The sequence below is a fragment of the Micromonospora orduensis genome, assembly GCF_006228125.1.
Classification (GTDB): Bacteria; Actinomycetota; Actinomycetes; order Mycobacteriales; family Micromonosporaceae; genus Micromonospora; species Micromonospora orduensis.
Genome location: NZ_VDFY01000250.1, coordinates 1 through 15,046, shown reverse-complemented (window position 1 = coordinate 15,046; position 15,046 = coordinate 1). Strand labels below are relative to the sequence as shown.

Sequence of the window (15,046 nt, the reverse complement as noted above, 5' to 3'; positions counted from 1 at the left end):
GCAGTACCCCGCCCACCAGTTCACCCCCGTCCATCCTTCGCCCGGTGATCAAGAGGTCGGCGTCAGAAATTGGCGCTTCGGTGACGCGAACCTCTTGATCAACCCGAGCGGGCGCGTCAGATCAGGGCGCGTTCCTGGGCTACCGGGAAGCGGTCCAGGGCACCGGTGTTGGCCAGGGCGCGGGTGAGCAGCCAGCCGCCGGCACCGGCGATCACGGTGGCGCTGACGATGGTCAGCAGCGCGTACGGGATGCGGTAGTCGCCAAGCGCGTAGTCGACGTTCCAGACGAAGAAGTCGAACAGCGCGGCGCTGAGACCGGTAAGCGCGCCGGCCAGCACGGCGGTCGGCAGGCGGAACGACCGGTACCGGAAGGCGGCGAACGCCAACTCGGCGCCGATGCCCTGCACGATGCCCTGCGGGATCACCGTGCCGGCCCACTGGCTGCCCAGCAGCGCGGAGAGGACCGCCGCCACCGTCTCGCAGTAGAGCGCGGCGCCCGGCTTGCGGATGACCAGGCCGCCGATGACGGCCGGCATCAGCCAGACGCCGTAGAGCAGGGTCTGCGCCGGCGGGAAGAAGGCGAACGCCCCCTCGGTGGCGCTCCAGACCAGGCCCCAGGCCCAGAAGATGACGCCGAAGGCCACCGCGATCACCGAGGCGACCACGATGTCGATGGTCCGCCAACGGTTTGTGGTGTTGTCCATGCTGTGCTCCCAGTTCACGAAAGAGAACCAGGAGAAGACGCACGCCGCGTCCGGTGGCACCGGACGGCGGCGCGGCTGGAGGTCGACCGAACTCCCTGCGCTGGCATTACCCAGATCAGGTTCGAGGGTCTGCGGGCGTACCCGCACTCTCAGCGCTGTGCGCTCCCCTGTCGGATGTGAAGTTGTCTCGCTGACGCTAGCACCGACCAGGGGTGCCAGCCCAGCAGGGCGTCCACCGGCTCTCGGCGTCCTGCCGGCCGGACGCCGGCTGGGTAGGCTCACGATCATGCGGGTCGACGCACGAGGTCTCACGTTCGAGGTACGCGCCGGTGGACCGCCGGACGGTGAAGCCGTCCTGCTGCTGCACGGCTTCCCCCAGCACAGCGGCGAGTGGGACGACGTCGTCCCGGCGCTGCACGCGGCCGGGCTGCGCACGTACGCGCTGGACCAGCGTGGCTACTCGCCGGGCGCCCGGCCGGAGGCGGTGAGCGCGTACGCGATCCCCGAACTGGTCGCCGACGTGGTGGCGGTGCTCGACCTGCTCGGCCTGGACGCCGTCCACCTGGTCGGTCACGACTGGGGCGCCGCCGTGGCCTGGGCGGTGGCCGCCGGGCATCCCGGGCGGGTCCGCACGCTCACGGCGGTGTCCGTGCCCCATCCCGCGGCGATGGCGCACGCCCTGCGCACCGACACGCAGCAGAAGGCGCGCTCGTCGTACATGGCGCTGTTCCGGATGCCGGGCAAGGCGGAGAGGGTGCTGCTGGCCCTCAACGCGACGGCCCTGCGCAAGATGCTCGGCGGCGTGGGGGACGCGTCCCGGGTGGACCGCTACGCCGCCCCGATGCGGGAGCCGGGCGCGCTCACCGCCGCCCTGAACTGGTACCGGGCGATGTCCGGCTCCGACCTGGCCGGCGTCGGTCCGGTCGGGGTGCCCACCACGTACGTGTGGAGCGATCGGGACGTCGCGATCGGCCGGGCCGCCGCCGACGCGTGCGCCGCCAACGTCACAGGCGACTACCGTTTCGTACCCCTGACCGGGGTGACCCACTGGATCCCGGACGCCGCTCCCGGCCCGCTCGCCGAGGCGATCCTGGCCCGGGTCGGCGGAACGGCCTGAGCTGGCCGCAACCAGACGACGGAGGACGCATGACGGTAAGCGCCGAGGACTACCTGGCCGTGGTGACCGAGACGATCGGCCGGGTGGCCGCGAGTCAGCGGGAGGCGGTGGGGCGGGCCGCCGACCTGATCGCCGACGCGGTCCGTGCGGACGGGGTGGTGCACGCTTTCGGTACCGGCCACTCGGAGGCCCTCGCCATGGAGATCGCCGGGCGGGCGGGCGGCCTGGTGCCGACCAACCGGATCGCGCTGCGCGATCTGGTGCTGCTCGGCGGCGAACCGGCCGACCGGCTCGGTCCGCTGCTGGAGCGGGACCCGGCGGTGGCGCACCGGCTGTACGAGTTGGCCCCGGTGCGGCCCGCCGACGTGTTCGTGCTGGCCTCGAACTCGGGTGTCAACGGCGCGATGGTGGAGTTCGCCGCGCTGGTGAAGGATCGCGGTCACGGTCTGGTGGCGATCACCTCCGCGCTGCACTCCGGCCGGATGACCTCCCGGCACCCGTCCGGTCGTAAGCTGGCCGACCTCGCCGACGTGGTGCTCGACAACGGCGCCCCGTACGGCGACGCGACGCTGCCGCTGCCCGGCGGCGGCGCGGTCGGCGCGGTCTCCTCGATCACGGCGGCGCTGCTGGCCCAGCAGGTCACCGTGGAGGTGGTGGCCCGGTTGTTGGCGGCCGGGGAGCGGCCCCCGGTCTACCTGTCGGCGAACATCCCGGACGGCGACGCGCACAACGCGGAGCTGGAGGCGCGGTACGCGGGGCGGATCCGGCGCGGCTCCTGACGCCGGGGCGGGCGGTGGAGGGCCCTCGACGTCGCGGTGACCGGGGGATGGCCGGGACATGTTGTGAACCTGTTTCGCGCTCGGCCGGGTGGGGCATTGGCGTTGCTGCCGGCGGCCGGGACCGCCGGCAGTAGCGTCTCACCGGAGGTAGCGCGTGTCGAAGGAGACCGAGAAGCAGCGTTGGCAGCGCAACTTCGCCGACCTGTTGCAGGAGTTGCGGGTCGCCCAGACCGGCGTGCAGATCCTCTTCGCTTTTCTGCTCACCCTGCCGTTCAGTAACGGGTTCACCCGGACCAGCGAATTCCAGCGTGACGTCTACATCGTGGCGCTGCTCGCGGCGGCCGCCGCCACCGCGATGATCATCTCGCCGGTGGCGTTCCACCGGGCGCTGTTCCGGCAGGGACGCAAGCCGGAGCTGGTCCGCTTCGCCCACCGGATGGCCAGCGGCGGGCTCGCCTTCATGCTGATCTCGATGGTCAGCGCGGTGCTGCTGATCACCGACTTCGTGCTGGACCGGCCGATCGCCTTCCTGCTCAGCGCCCTGGCCGGGCTGTGGTTCCTCGCGTTCTGGGTGATCCTGCCGTTCGGCCGGCGCAACTGGGGTGAGGACGACATCGACGACGAGGACGACGACCCGGACGAGATCACCGGCCGCTGAACGCGCGGACGGCCAGAAGCGGATCTTCACGCAGCGCTACCCCTGGGTAACACTCGGGGGTAGCGTGGCGTTGAGGCACATGCCGACGCAGCCGCATCGAGGTTCGAGGGGGCAGCCGTGACCACGACGCACAACGGCCGACCGGCACCGGACGGCTCCGACTCCGAAGCCGCGCCCAGCACCGCGGGCACCGCCGCGCCGCTGCCCGCCGAGGCCGGGCAGGTCACCGAGAAGGAGGCCCGGCAGGTCGCCGAGGCCGCCCGCGAGTCCACCTGGGACCGGCCCAGCTTCGGCAAGGAACTGTTCCTCGGCCGGTTCCGGCTCGACCTCATCGACCCGTGGCCCCGCTCCGACCCGGACGACGTGGCGCGCGCCGAGGAGTTCCTCGGCCGGTTCCGCGCCTTCCTCGCCTCCGAGGTGGACGGCGCGGCCATCGAACGCGACGCGTCCGTTCCGGACGCCGTGTTCCACGGCCTGGCCGACCTCGGCGCGTTCGGCATGAAGATCGACCGGCAGTACGGCGGCCTCGGGCTCAGCAACCTGCACTACTGCCGGGCGCTGATGCTGGCCGGCTCGGTCAGCCCGGCGATCGGCGCGCTGCTCTCGGCGCACCAGTCGATCGGGGTTCCGCAGCCGCTGAAGATGTTCGGCACCGCCGAGCAGAAGCAGCGGTTCCTGCCCCGACTCGCCGCCGGCGAGGTCTCCGCGTTCCTGCTCACCGAACCGGACGTAGGCTCCGACCCGGCCCGGCTGGCCACCACCGCCGAGCCGACCGGGGACGGCACCGGTTACCGGCTCAACGGGGTCAAGCTCTGGGCCACCAACGGCATCGTCGCCACCCTGCTCGTGGTGATGGCCCGGGTGCCGGCCGGCGAGGGCCGGCGCGGCGGGATCACCGCGTTCGTGGTGGACGGCGACAGCGCCGGCATCACTGTGGAACGCCGCAACGAGTTCGTCGGCCTGCGCGGCCTGGAGAACAGCCTCACCCGGTTCCATGACGTGTTCGTTCCTGCCGAGAACGTCATCGGCGGCGAGGGCAAGGGCCTCAAGATCGCCCTGACCACGTTGAACACCGGTCGGCTCTCGCTGCCGGCGATGTGCGTGGGCGCCGGCAAGTGGGCGTTGAACGTGGCCCGGGGGTGGGCCGCCGACCGGGTCCAGTGGGGCCGGCCGGTGGGCGAGCACGAGGCGGTCGCCCAGAAGCTCTCGTTCATCGCCGCCACCACGTACGGCATGGAGAGCATGCTGGACCTGTGCTGCCTGCTCGCCGACGACGACCGCAACGACATCCGGATCGAGGCGGCGCTGGTCAAGCTGTACGCCAGCGAGATGGCCTGGACGATCGCCGACGAGCTGATCCAGATCCGGGGCGGGCGCGGGTACGAGACGGCGGACTCGCTGGCCGCCCGTGGCGAGCGGGCCGCCGCCGTCGAGCAGATGATGCGTGACCTGCGGATCAACCGGATCTTCGAGGGCTCCACCGAGATCATGCACCTGCTGATCGCCCGGGAGGCCGTCGACGCCCACCTGTCGGTGGCCGGCGACATCATCGACCCGGACGCGGGGCTCGGCCGCAAGGCCCGGGCCGGCGCCCGAGCCGGGGCCTTCTACGCGAAGTGGCTGCCCACCCTGGCCGTCGGTCGAGGGCAGAGCCCGTCGGCGTACGCCGAGTTCGGGCCGCTGGCCGCGCACCTGCGCCAGGTGGAACGGTCGTCGCGCAAGCTGGCCCGGTCGACGTTCTACGCGATGTCGCGCTGGCAGGGAAAGATGGAGCGCAAGCAGGCGTTCCTCGGCCGGGTGGTGGACATCGGCGCGGAGCTGTTCGCGATGTCAGCGGTCTGCGTCCGGGCGTTCGCCGAACGGGACAGCCGTCCGGAGAACGTCGAACTGGCCGACCTGTTCTGCCGGCAGGCGCGGGTCCGGGTGGACGCCCTGTTCGCCGCCCTGTGGGACAACACCGACTCGGTCGACACCGCCGCCGCGAAGCGGATCCTCGCCGGCCGCTACGCGGGTCTGGAGGAGGGGGTCATCACCCCGTCGGACGAGCTGCCGTGGGTGGCCCGCTGGTCGCCTGGCCCGTCCACCGCCGAGGACGTCCGTCGCCGTATCCCGCCCAGGCCGTGACCGTGTGCCGTGCGGGCCCGGCGCGGGTCAGCGGGCGACCGCCCAGGCCAGCACCGCCGCGAGGATCAGGCCGTTGAGCACCGCCAGACCCAGGTACGCCGCGGGCGGGATCTTCCTGCCCCGGCGGACGAAGGAGACCAGGACGGCGGCGTAGCCGAGCAGCAGGACGGCGATGACGACCAGGAAGTAGAACACCCGAAGACCTTAGCGGCCACGGCCGCGCAGACCGAGTTGACGCAGCTCCAGCGCGGCGAGGGCGTCGACTGTCTCGTCGTCGCCGCGCCGCCACGCCTCGGCGACGTCCGGTGCGATCCTGGTGAGCCGGCCCAGCGGCTGGGTGGCCAGCGCGCGCAGGGCGAGCAGGTCCCGGCCGGCCGGTCCGGCGGCCAGCTTCGCGGCCGATCCGGCCCGCCGCATCCAGCGCACCCGCAGCGGCAGCCACCCGAACAGCACCAGGCCGAGCGGGAAGATCAGCACCGCGACGGCGAGGGCGAGCGCCAGCTGGTCCACGAGGTGCTGCTGGTCGCGGCCGGCGTCGGCGAGCCCTCGGGCGGCGTCGGCGGCCCGCTGGAAGGGCGCGGTCAACTCGTCGCCGACGAGCGGCACCCGTCGGATCTTGCTGCCGGCGTCGCCCAGGTTGTCGGCGAGCCCGCTGCCGGCGCCCTCCAGCTTCTGTCCCGGTACGGCGAGCTTCTGCACCAGGTCGTGCAGCCACAGCGCGCCACGGATCGCGACGTACACCCAGGCGACGACGAGCAGGTCGGTGAGCAACTGGCGGGCGGCGGTCGGAAACCGATCGGCGTAGATTTTCACGCCGGACAGCGTGCCACGAACGCCCTCAGCCCGACACCCTCAGCGGACGCAGGCCGGGCAGGTGCCGAAGATCTCCAGGGTGTGGCTGACGTCGGCGTAGCCGTGCTGCTCGGCGACCCGGTCGGCCCAGCTCTCCACGGCCGGGCCGGCCACCTCGACGGTACGGCCGCAGGCCCGGCAGACCAGGTGGTGGTGGTGCCCTTCGCTGCACCGGCGGTAGAGGTGCTCGCCGCCCGGGGGGCGCATCACGTCGATCTCGCCCGCGTCCGCGAGCCCCTGCAGGGTGCGGTAGACGGTGGTCAGTCCGACCCGCTCACCGCGCTGGCGCAGCATCGCGTGCAGGTCCTGCGCGCTGTGGAAGCCCTCCATCTCGCCCAGCAGGGCGCTCACCGCCGAGCGCTGCCGGGTGTTGCGCACCGCGGCGCCGTTCTCGCTCATGATCCCTCCCCGGCGTGGCTGACCGCGTCCGCCACAATGTGCGCGACGTGCTCGTCGACCAGGTTGTACGCGATTTCCCGACCTCGGCGGGAGCCCCGCACGACGCCCGCGCCACGCAGCACCCGCAGGTGCTGGGAGACCAGCGGTTGCGCGGCGCCCAGCTTCTCCACCAGCTCGTGGACGCACCGCTCACCGTCGGCCAGCTCACTGACGATGGCCAGCCGGATGGGGGCCGACAGGGCGCGGAGCAGTTCGCTGGCCCCGTCGAACGCCTCATAGCCCGCTGCGCCGGTCATCCTGCAACGGTAACCAATGCCGCAGGCGTCCCGCTGATCCGTCTCAGCGCAGCACGACCTCGTGCGGTTCCGGCGCTGGGACGGAGGACGGTGTGACCCGGCGGCGCAGCGCCCGCCAGATTCCCCCGGTCACGGCCACCACCAGGAAGGACGCGATCGCCACCAGCACCACCGACGCGCCCGGCGCGGTGTCCGCCGTCGCCGCCACCCAGACGCCGGAGCCGGCCGCGAAGAACCCGAGCGCCATCGCGGCGGTCATCGTGCCGCGGAAGCCGCGGGTGACCTGCTGGGCGGCGGCCACCGGGACCACCATGAGCGCGCTGATCAGCAGCACCCCGACCGCGCGCATCGCGATGGTCACGGTGACCGCGGTGGTGACCGCGATCAGCAGGTTGAGGGTGCGCACCGGCAGGCCGGAGACCCGCGCGTACTCCTCGTCGTGGCTGACCGCGAAGAGCGCCGGCCGCAGCGCGATCATGGCGACGAGGATCGCCGCGCCGAGCACCGCGATGGTGGTCAGGTCGGCGGGCGAGATGGTGGTCAGCGACCCGAACAGGTAGGCGTTGAGGTTGGCGCTTGTCGCGTCGGAGAGGCCGACCAGCAGCACACCGCCGGCGATGCCGCCGTAGAAGAGCAGGGCCAGGGCCAGGTCGCCGGAGGTACGCCCGCGGGAGCGGACCACCTCGATGGTGACCGCGCCGATGGTGGCCACGATCACCGCCACCAGCACCGGCGAGCGGTTGAGCAGCAGGCCGGCGCCGACGCCGGTCAACGCCACGTGCCCGATGCCGTCGCCGATCAGCGTCAGCCGGCGCTGCACCAGGTAGATGCCGAGCGCCGGCGCGGCCAGGCCGATCACCAGCGCGGCGATCAGGGCCCGCTGCATGTACGGGTACTGGAAGAGTTCCATTGCTCAGCTGCTCCACAGCCCGGCGGGCTCGTCGGGACCGTGCGGGTGCACGTGGTCGTGGTCGGGCTCCGCGTGGTGGCCGGCCGGGTCCGGCACCGGGCCGTCGTGACAGATACCACCCTCGTGTACGACGACAGCCCGGCTGATCACCGGTCGCAGCGGGCCCAGCTCGTGGGCCACCAGCAGCACCGTCCCGCCGTCGCCGACGAAGTCGCGCAGCGCGCCGGCGAACGCCTCCTGGCTGGCCGCGTCCACGCCGGCGGTGGGCTCGTCGAGGATCAGCAGCTCCGGTCGGCCGGCCAGCGCGCGGGCGATCAGGGTGCGCTGCTGCTGGCCGCCGGAGAGGGTGGCCACCGGGTCGGCGGCCCGGTCGGCGAGGCCCACCGCGCGCAGCGCGTCGTCGACGGCGGCGCGGTCGGCCGTGCCCGGCGGGCGGAGAAGGCCCCGGCGGGCCAGCCGGCCGGAGGCCACCACCTCGCGCACGGTGGCCGGTACGCCGCCGCCCGCGCCGAGGCGCTGCGGGACGTACCCGATGCGCTGCCACTGCCGGAACCGGCGCTGCGGCTGGCCGAAGAGGGTGATCGTGCCGGTGCTCAGCGGCACCAGGCCGAGCACCGCGCGGATCAGTGTGGACTTGCCGGAGCCGTTGGCGCCGAGCACCGCGACGACCTCCCCGGCGGTCACGGAGAGCGAGACGTCCCGGAGCACCGGGCGGCCGTCGTAGCCGACCGCCCCGTGCTCGACGGTGATGACGGGTGTGCTCACGAGCAGCTCAACGCCGTCCGCAGGGCCTGGAGGTTGGTACGCATCACCGAAAGGTAGTCGGCGCCGTCGCCGGCGGCGAGCCCTTCGATCGGGTCGAGCACGGCGGTCTTCGCGCCGACCTGACCGGCGATGGTCTCGGCGACCTTCGGGCTGACCAGCGTCTCGAAGAAGATCGTGGTGGTCCGGTGTTCCTTGGCCTCCTCGATCACCTGCGCGAGCCGCTGCGGGGAGGGCTCGACGTCGGGGCTCAGCCCGGTGATGCCGACCTGGTCGAGCCGGTACCGGTCGGCGAGGTAGCCGAACGCGGCGTGGCTGGTCACGATCTCCCGCCGCTGGCAGGTCGCCAGGCCCTGGGTGAACTCGCCGTCCAGCGCCGTCAGGTCGGCGCGCAGCGCGGAGGCGCGGGCCGTGTAGTCGGCGGCGTGGTCCGGGTCGGCCTTGCCGAGCCGCTGGGCGAGCTGGTCGCCGATGGTGGCCAGCCGGGTCGGGTCGAGCCAGACGTGCGGGTCCTTGCCGCCGGTGTTCTCCTCCTCCTCGGCGTGTTCGCCCGCACCGTCGTGGTCGTGCCCGGCGGCGGTCGCGTCGAGCAGGGGTTGCACGCTCGTCACGTCGAACGTCCGGTCGCCGCCGTTCTGCGCGACGGCGTCGTCCACCGCCGGCTGGAAGCCCTTCAGGTAGACGATCAGCTCGGCTTCGCTGACCTGGCCGACCTGCTTCGGGCTGAGTTCCAGGTCGTGCGGCTCGGCGCCGGGCTTGGCGAGGTTCGTCACCCGGACGGCGTCGCCGCCGATCCGCTCGGCGAGGAACTGGAGGGGGTAGAACGCGGCCACCACGTCGACCCGTTGCGGGTCGGCGCCGGCGGCGCCGCCGGTGGAGCAGCCGGCAGCGGCGCCCAGGGCGAGAAGGGCGGTTGCGGCGGCCAGGACGCGGGACGTGGTGCGGTTGGTCATGTCGTCAACTGTCCGTGGCAACGATAATGATTGTCAAAAACGCATGATTGCATGTCAGAGCAGCTTCGCCAGACCCACCGTGACCAGCAGGGTCAGCATCAGCAGTCGGATCAGCCGGGTCTGTGGCGACTGAACCGGCCAGGTCGTCGCCAACAGGGCGATCAGCACCGCCGCTAGCGCGAGCGTCAGCAGCCCGCCGATGACGCCGGGCGTGAAGAACGCCACCAGCACCACCACAAGGGTGAGCAGGAACACCGACGTCGGGTTCGCCCCGGCCAGACGCGCCAGCAGAGGGCGCTGCGTACGCTGCATCCCACAGACTCTACGAGGAGGAACCCCCGGTGCTGGTGACCAACCGGTTCGTGGTCGACGTCGATGTCGCCGACGACTTCACCGAACGGGCGCACGCCGCCCTCACCGCGCTGGCCGCCCGCCCCGGCTACCTGCGCGGACAACTGGTCCGGGCGCTGGACGACCCCCGGCACTGGACCCTGCTCACCGAGTGGGAGTCGGTGGGCACCTACCGGCGGGCACTGGGCGCCTTCGAGGTCAAGGTCAGCGCCGTGCCGCTGCTCGCCGAGTCGATCGACGAGCCGTCCGCGTACGAGGCGCTGGCCAGCGCCGCGCCCGGCGGGGCCGTGGTGGTCGCCGAGAGTGATCGGGCTGCGGGTCCTTACCGCTGAGCCGGCGGACACTACGCTGCTCCTATGACCGCACCCGCCCCGCCGCCCGGTCCCGGTGTGGCTCCGCCGTTCGCCGCGCCGCCCACCGAGGGCCGCCGGACCCGGCTCTGGATCGGCCTCGGCGTCGGCGCGCTCGCCGTCCTCCTCTGCTGCGGTGGAGGTGGCGCGGCTGTCGTCGGCCTGGCCGTCACAGGCGTGCAGGCCGTCCGCGAGCAGGGCCGCACCGTGACCGGCGACTACTACCAGGCGCTTGTCGAGAAGAACTACGGGCGGGCGTACGACCAGCTCTGCGACGACGCGCAGCGGCGCGAGTCCCGCGCCGAGTTCGAACGTCGGGCGGCCGCCGAGCCCCAGGTCGCCGCCTTCCGGGTCGGTGAGGTGGACACCATCAACCTGGTCGTGCCTGTCGACGTGACACTCGCCGGCGGTGACCGGGAGCAGCAGCAGGTCAGCCTGGGCCAGGACGGCCAGACCGGCGGCATGGAGGTCTGCGGGGTGAGCTGACCGGCCCCCGGTATTCTGCTGGGCTCGGGGCGACGGTGGCCGTACCGTTGTCCCGAACTGACCGTTCCATCCATATCTCGCCCCCGCCGACCGCCAGCCGGCGTAGGAGGAAACATGCCAGTCGACCGTATCGACGCCGTCGTCAGCCTCGCCAAGCGCCGAGGCTTCGTCTTCCCCTCCAGCGAGATCTACGGAGGCACCCGATCGGCGTGGGACTACGGTCCGCTCGGCGTGGAGCTCAAGGAGAACGTCCGCCGGCAGTGGTGGAAGACCATGGTCCAGCAGCGTGACGACGTGGTCGGCCTCGACTCCGCCGTGATCCTGGCCCGCAAGGTGTGGGAGGCGTCCGGCCACATCGCCGAGTTCGTCGACCCGCTCACCGAGTGCCAGTTCTGCCACAAGCGGTTCCGGGCCGACCACCTGGAGGAGGCGTACGAGGCCAAGCACGGCCACCCACCGGCCTCGCTCGCCGAAATCAACTGCCCCAACTGTGGCAACAAGGGCACCTTCACTGAGCCGAAGATGTTCAACGGCCTGATGAAGACCTACCTGGGCCCGGTGGAGAGCGACGAGGGTCTGCACTACCTGCGTCCGGAGACCGCGCAGGGCATCTTCGTCAACTACAAGAACGTCGAGACGGTCGCCCGCAAGAAGCCGCCGTTCGGCATCGCGCAGACCGGCAAGTCGTTCCGCAACGAGATCACGCCGGGCAACTTCATCTTCCGGACCCGCGAGTTCGAGCAGATGGAGATGGAGTTCTTCGTCGAGCCGGGCACCGACGAGGAGTGGCACGAGTACTGGCTCCAGGAGCGCTGGAACTGGTACCTGGACCTGGGCCTGTCGGCGGACAATCTGCGCCTGTACGAGCACCCCAAGGAGAAGCTCTCCCACTACTCGAAGCGCACTGTCGACATCGAGTACCGCTTCCAGTTCGGCGGCACCGAGTTCGCCGAGCTGGAGGGTGTCGCCAACCGCACCGACTTCGACCTGTCCACGCACAGCAAGCACTCGGGTGTCGACCTGTCGTACTTCGACCAGAGCAAGGGCGAGCGCTGGATGCCGTACGTCATCGAGCCGGCCGCCGGTCTGACCCGCGCGGTGCTGGCCTTCCTGCTGGAGGCGTACGACGAGGACGAGGCGCCGAACACCAAGGGCGGCGTGGACAAGCGCACGGTGATGCGGTTCGACCCGCGGCTGGCCCCGGTCAAGGTGGCGGTGCTGCCGTTGTCGCGCAACGAGGCGTTGTCGCCGAAGGCGAAGGACCTCGCGGCGCTGCTGCGCAAGCGTTGGGTGGTGGAGTTCGACGACTCGCAGGCGATCGGTCGCCGCTACCGCCGGCAGGACGAGATCGGCACCCCGTTCTGCGTGACTGTCGACTTCGACACCCTGGACGACAACGCCGTGACGGTGCGCAACCGGGACACCATGGCCCAGGAGCGGGTCTCCCTGGACCAGGTCGAGCGGTACCTGATCGAGCGCCTCCCGGGCTGCTGAGACGGTCGGCACGGGGCCTCGGCCGACGCGGAAAGCGCCGGTCGGGGCCCCGTACACTTGTGCGGTGACTGCCTCGACCGTGCCCGCGCTGCGGCCGTTGACCCTTGGGCCGCACCAGGTGTGGCCGCCGGTGGTCCTCGCGCCGATGGCGGGGATCACAAACGTTGGGTTCCGTCGGCTCTGCCGGGAGCAGGGCGGCGGCATCTACGTCTGCGAGATGATCACCACCCGGGCGCTTGTCGAGCGGAACCCGAAGACACTGCGCATGATCGCGTTCGGTGACGACGAGCGTCCGCGCAGCCTCCAGCTCTACGGCACCGACCCGGAGGTCACCGCCGCGGCCGTGCGCATCGTCGTGGAGCGCAACCTGGCCGACCACATCGATCTCAACTTCGGCTGCCCCGTACCCAAGGTCACCCGGCGTGGCGGCGGCGCGGCGCTGCCCTGGCGGCGCCGGCTCTTCGCCCGCCTGGTGACGGCCGCGGTCGCCGCCGCGTCGCCGGCCGGGGTGCCGGTCACCGTGAAGATGCGCAAGGGCATCGACGACGACCATCTGACGTACGTCGAGGCGGGCCTCGCCGCGCAGGAGGCCGGCGTCGCCGCGGTGGCCCTGCACGGGCGGACGGCCGCGCAGCGGTACTCGGGCACCGCCGACTGGGACGCCATCGCCACGTTGAAGCAGGCCCTCGACGTGCCGGTGCTCGGCAACGGCGACATCTGGGAGGCGGACGACGCGCTGCGGATGGTCGCGCACACAGGCGTCGACGGTGTGGTGATCGGCCGTGGCTGCCTGGGCCGGCCGTGGCTCTTCGCCGACCTGGAGGCCGCCTTCAACGGTCGGCCGGAGCGGCGGATGCCGACCTTGGGCGAGGTGGCGCTGACCATGCGCCGGCACGCCGAGCTGCTGGTCGACCAGTTCGTGGCGGGCGCGCGCAACCCGACCCGGGGCGAGCGGGACGGCTGCACCGACTTCCGCAAGCACGTCGCCTGGTACCTGAAGGGTTTCCCGGTCGGCGGTGAGCTGCGTCGCTCGCTGGCGATGATCGAGAGCCTGGCCCAGCTCGACGATCTGCTCGGCAAGCTCGACCCGGCGGAGCCGTTCCCGGTGACCGCCCTGGGCCAGCCGCGCGGGCGGACGAACTCGCCCGGCAAGGTCTTCCTGCCCGACGGCTGGCTGGCCAGCCGGGACGACGACACCGTGCCCGAGGGCGCCGAGATGGACGACTCCGGCGGCTGACGCCCGGACCGGCCGACCTCTCAGGGGTGGGTCCGGTCGACCTCCCGGAGCGTCGCGGGGCGCTGGCCGGGGACGGTCGGTGTGGTCGGCCAGGGGACCTCGGGCGCGCGGTGGAAGGCGATGCCAGCAGTGGCCCAGCGCGGGCCGTGCCCGGCCAGCCGGTCGCGGAACCCGGCCCAGTCATGCGTCGTCCGTGGTGACCAGCCCAGCTCGGCGATGGCGGGCAGTCGGGGCAGCAGCATGAACTCGATCTCGGCGAGCGAGGTGACCGATTCGGTCCAGAGGGGGGCCTCCACGCCGAGTACGGCCGTGCCGGGCACACCGGTGACGTGTGTGCCGGGATCCCAGTCGTACGCGGTGCGCACGTCGATCAGCCCCGCCCAGTCGTGCCCGATCGGGGTGTCCGGGGCGTACTTCATGTCCAGGTAGGCGTGGTTGCCGGGGGACACGATGAGCCTCGCGCCCCGGCGTACCGCGTCGGCCGTCGACGGGTCCTCGCCACCGCTCGTGCCCCACCACTGCAGGACCCGCCCGTCGACGTGGCCGGCCGGCGCGAGCTGGTGCCAGCCGACGACGGTCTTGCCGAGCCCGGCGACGATGCGCTGCACCCGCTCGACGAACCCGGTGTACACCTCGCCCTTGACCTTGAACGCCTCGTCGCCGCCGATGTGCAGCCACGGCCCGGGCGTGAGGGCGGCCAGCTCGCCCAGCACGTCGGTGACGAAGTCGTACGTCCGCTCGTCGGCCGGGTCGACGTAGCTGAAACCGACCTCGGTGCCGGTGTACGGCGGCGGCGCGACCTTGTCGGGCGCCAGTTCCGGGTACGCGACGAGCGCCGCGTTGGTGTGCCCGGGCAGGTCGATCTCCGGGACGACGGTGATGTGGCGGTCGGCGGCGTAGGCGACGATCCGCGCGTAGTCGGCCTTCGTGTAGTGCCCGCCGGGGCCACCGCCGACCTCGGTCACCCCGCCGATGGCGGTGAGCTTCGGCCAGGAGTCGACGCCGATCCGCCAGCCCTGGTCGTCGGTGAGGTGCAGGTGCAGGTGGTTGAGTTTGTAGCGGGCCAGGTGATCGACGACGCGCAGCACGTCCTCGACGGCGAAGAAGTGTCGTGCCACGTCGAGCATCACGCCCCGGTAGGGGAACCGGGGTACGTCGGTGATGGTCCCACCGGGCAGCGCCCAGCGTTCGGTGACCGGGACGGGGCTCTCGATCGCCGCCGGCAGCAGTTGGCGCAGCGTCTGTCCGCCGTAGAAGAGGCCGGCGGCGGTGCTGGCGGTGACGCGTACCCCGGTTGTGGTGATGTCGAGCCGGTAGCCCTCCGCGCCGAGGTCCGTGGTGTCGTCCAGCACCAGCGCGATGCCCCCGGCGGGCGTCGGCACGGTGGTGCCGCTGACCGGCAGCGGGTAGCCGGTGGCCGGGCGCAGGAGCTGGGCGAGCTGCTCGGCGACCGCCAGCGCGGCGGGGTCGGCGCTGGCCACGATGACCGCTTCGGCCGGCAGCGTCCAGTCCTCGGTCGGATCCGGCTGGACCTGCTGCGGCGCGGGGACGACGTCGGCCAGCCGGTGCGGGGT

General features: G+C 72.2%; 18 protein-coding genes and 1 riboswitch. Of the genes, 8 read left to right on the top strand and 10 right to left on the bottom strand.

Features of this window, described 5'->3' with window-relative positions; genetic code table 11:
* Nucleotides 1-116: 116 nt before the first annotated feature.
* The gene (locus FHG89_RS28000) at nt 117-704 is read right to left on the bottom strand and encodes an ECF transporter S component (RefSeq protein ID WP_139587406.1); all 588 of its coding nucleotides are present in this window, start codon (nt 702-704) and stop codon (nt 117-119) included.
* Nucleotides 705-778: 74 nt separating this feature from the next.
* A riboswitch (TPP riboswitch) is annotated at nt 779-883 on the bottom strand.
* A gap of 107 nt (nt 884-990) precedes the next feature.
* Here FHG89_RS28000 and FHG89_RS27995 point away from each other — a divergent pair.
* The 4 genes from FHG89_RS27995 to FHG89_RS27980 all read left to right on the top strand — a co-directional run bounded on the left by FHG89_RS27995 (nt 991) and on the right by FHG89_RS27980 (nt 5,382).
* Nucleotides 991-1,821: an alpha/beta fold hydrolase gene (locus FHG89_RS27995; protein WP_139587405.1), complete on the top strand. Its 831-nt coding sequence runs from the start codon at nt 991-993 to the stop codon at nt 1,819-1,821.
* 29 nt (nt 1,822-1,850) lie between these two features.
* A complete protein-coding gene (locus FHG89_RS27990; RefSeq protein ID WP_139587404.1) occupies nt 1,851-2,600 on the top strand; it encodes a sugar isomerase domain-containing protein in 750 nt (249 codons plus the stop codon).
* Between the two features lie 154 nt (nt 2,601-2,754).
* Nucleotides 2,755-3,258 carry a DUF6328 family protein gene (locus tag FHG89_RS27985; protein WP_139587403.1) on the top strand — a complete coding sequence of 168 codons (504 nt, stop codon included), beginning with the start codon at nt 2,755-2,757 and terminating at the stop codon, nt 3,256-3,258.
* A 117-nt stretch (nt 3,259-3,375) separates the two neighbouring features.
* A complete protein-coding gene (locus FHG89_RS27980; protein ID WP_139587402.1) occupies nt 3,376-5,382 on the top strand; it encodes an acyl-CoA dehydrogenase family protein in 2,007 nt (668 codons plus the stop codon).
* A 27-nt stretch (nt 5,383-5,409) separates the two neighbouring features.
* On the opposite strand, the gene FHG89_RS33135 is transcribed toward FHG89_RS27980, so the two are convergent.
* From FHG89_RS33135 to FHG89_RS27945, 8 genes are read right to left on the bottom strand one after another with little or no spacing between them, the layout of a single operon-like run.
* Entirely contained in the window at nt 5,410-5,577 is a 168-nt protein-coding gene (locus tag FHG89_RS33135) for a hypothetical protein (protein WP_167517539.1), read from the bottom strand.
* Between the two features lie 9 nt (nt 5,578-5,586).
* Nucleotides 5,587-6,195, bottom strand: coding sequence for a hypothetical protein (locus FHG89_RS27975; RefSeq protein WP_139587401.1), 609 nt, complete (start codon nt 6,193-6,195; stop codon nt 5,587-5,589).
* A 39-nt stretch (nt 6,196-6,234) separates the two neighbouring features.
* On the bottom strand, nt 6,235-6,633 hold the full coding sequence (locus FHG89_RS27970; RefSeq protein WP_139587400.1) for a Fur family transcriptional regulator: 399 nt from the start codon (nt 6,631-6,633) through the stop codon (nt 6,235-6,237).
* Complete coding sequence (locus FHG89_RS27965) at nt 6,630-6,929, bottom strand: ArsR/SmtB family transcription factor (RefSeq protein ID WP_139587399.1); 300 nt, start codon at nt 6,927-6,929, stop codon at nt 6,630-6,632. Before FHG89_RS27965 ends, FHG89_RS27970 begins: the two co-directional genes overlap by 4 nt.
* Before the next feature lie 43 nt (nt 6,930-6,972).
* Nucleotides 6,973-7,839 carry a metal ABC transporter permease gene (locus FHG89_RS27960; protein WP_139587398.1) on the bottom strand — a complete coding sequence of 289 codons (867 nt, stop codon included), beginning with the start codon at nt 7,837-7,839 and terminating at the stop codon, nt 6,973-6,975.
* A gap of 3 nt (nt 7,840-7,842) precedes the next feature.
* Complete coding sequence (locus FHG89_RS27955; protein WP_139587397.1) at nt 7,843-8,604, bottom strand: metal ABC transporter ATP-binding protein; 762 nt, start codon at nt 8,602-8,604, stop codon at nt 7,843-7,845.
* Entirely contained in the window at nt 8,601-9,554 is a 954-nt protein-coding gene (locus FHG89_RS27950) for a metal ABC transporter substrate-binding protein (protein WP_139587396.1), read from the bottom strand. Before FHG89_RS27950 ends, FHG89_RS27955 begins: the two co-directional genes overlap by 4 nt.
* 54 nt (nt 9,555-9,608) lie before the next feature.
* Nucleotides 9,609-9,866, bottom strand: a complete 258-nt coding sequence (locus FHG89_RS27945; protein ID WP_139587395.1) for a hypothetical protein — start codon at nt 9,864-9,866, stop codon at nt 9,609-9,611.
* A gap of 29 nt (nt 9,867-9,895) precedes the next feature.
* Here FHG89_RS27945 and FHG89_RS27940 point away from each other — a divergent pair, with 29 nt between their 5' ends.
* The 4 genes from FHG89_RS27940 to dusB all read left to right on the top strand — a co-directional run bounded on the left by FHG89_RS27940 (nt 9,896) and on the right by dusB (nt 13,472).
* Nucleotides 9,896-10,237 carry an antibiotic biosynthesis monooxygenase family protein gene (locus FHG89_RS27940; protein WP_139587394.1) on the top strand — a complete coding sequence of 114 codons (342 nt, stop codon included), beginning with the start codon at nt 9,896-9,898 and terminating at the stop codon, nt 10,235-10,237.
* Nucleotides 10,238-10,261: 24 nt separating this feature from the next.
* Nucleotides 10,262-10,741, top strand: coding sequence for a hypothetical protein (locus FHG89_RS27935; protein ID WP_139587393.1), 480 nt, complete (start codon nt 10,262-10,264; stop codon nt 10,739-10,741).
* Between the two features lie 114 nt (nt 10,742-10,855).
* The gene (locus FHG89_RS27930) at nt 10,856-12,235 is read left to right on the top strand and encodes a glycine--tRNA ligase (protein WP_139587392.1); all 1,380 of its coding nucleotides are present in this window, start codon (nt 10,856-10,858) and stop codon (nt 12,233-12,235) included.
* 64 nt (nt 12,236-12,299) lie between these two features.
* Complete coding sequence (dusB, locus tag FHG89_RS27925; RefSeq protein WP_139587391.1) at nt 12,300-13,472, top strand: tRNA dihydrouridine synthase DusB; 1,173 nt, start codon at nt 12,300-12,302, stop codon at nt 13,470-13,472.
* A gap of 20 nt (nt 13,473-13,492) precedes the next feature.
* Here the strand turns inward: dusB and FHG89_RS27920 are convergent.
* Nucleotides 13,493-15,046: beta-N-acetylhexosaminidase (locus FHG89_RS27920; protein ID WP_139587390.1), on the bottom strand; the 1,554-nt coding region annotated here is incomplete at its 5' end.

Coding starts and splice junctions, on each gene's coding strand:
- FHG89_RS27945 (WP_139587395.1), bottom strand. CDS start 9,866: ATGCAGCGTACGCAGCGCCCTCTGCTGGCGCGTCTGGCCGGGGCGAAC.
- FHG89_RS27930 (WP_139587392.1), top strand. CDS start 10,856: ATGCCAGTCGACCGTATCGACGCCGTCGTCAGCCTCGCCAAGCGCCGA.
- FHG89_RS27950 (WP_139587396.1), bottom strand. CDS start 9,554: ATGACCAACCGCACCACGTCCCGCGTCCTGGCCGCCGCAACCGCCCTT.
- FHG89_RS27960 (WP_139587398.1), bottom strand. CDS start 7,839: ATGGAACTCTTCCAGTACCCGTACATGCAGCGGGCCCTGATCGCCGCG.
- FHG89_RS27970 (WP_139587400.1), bottom strand. CDS start 6,633: ATGAGCGAGAACGGCGCCGCGGTGCGCAACACCCGGCAGCGCTCGGCG.
- FHG89_RS27965 (WP_139587399.1), bottom strand. CDS start 6,929: ATGACCGGCGCAGCGGGCTATGAGGCGTTCGACGGGGCCAGCGAACTG.
- FHG89_RS27935 (WP_139587393.1), top strand. CDS start 10,262: ATGACCGCACCCGCCCCGCCGCCCGGTCCCGGTGTGGCTCCGCCGTTC.
- FHG89_RS27990 (WP_139587404.1), top strand. CDS start 1,851: ATGACGGTAAGCGCCGAGGACTACCTGGCCGTGGTGACCGAGACGATC.
- FHG89_RS28000 (WP_139587406.1), bottom strand. CDS start 704: ATGGACAACACCACAAACCGTTGGCGGACCATCGACATCGTGGTCGCC.
- FHG89_RS27995 (WP_139587405.1), top strand. CDS start 991: ATGCGGGTCGACGCACGAGGTCTCACGTTCGAGGTACGCGCCGGTGGA.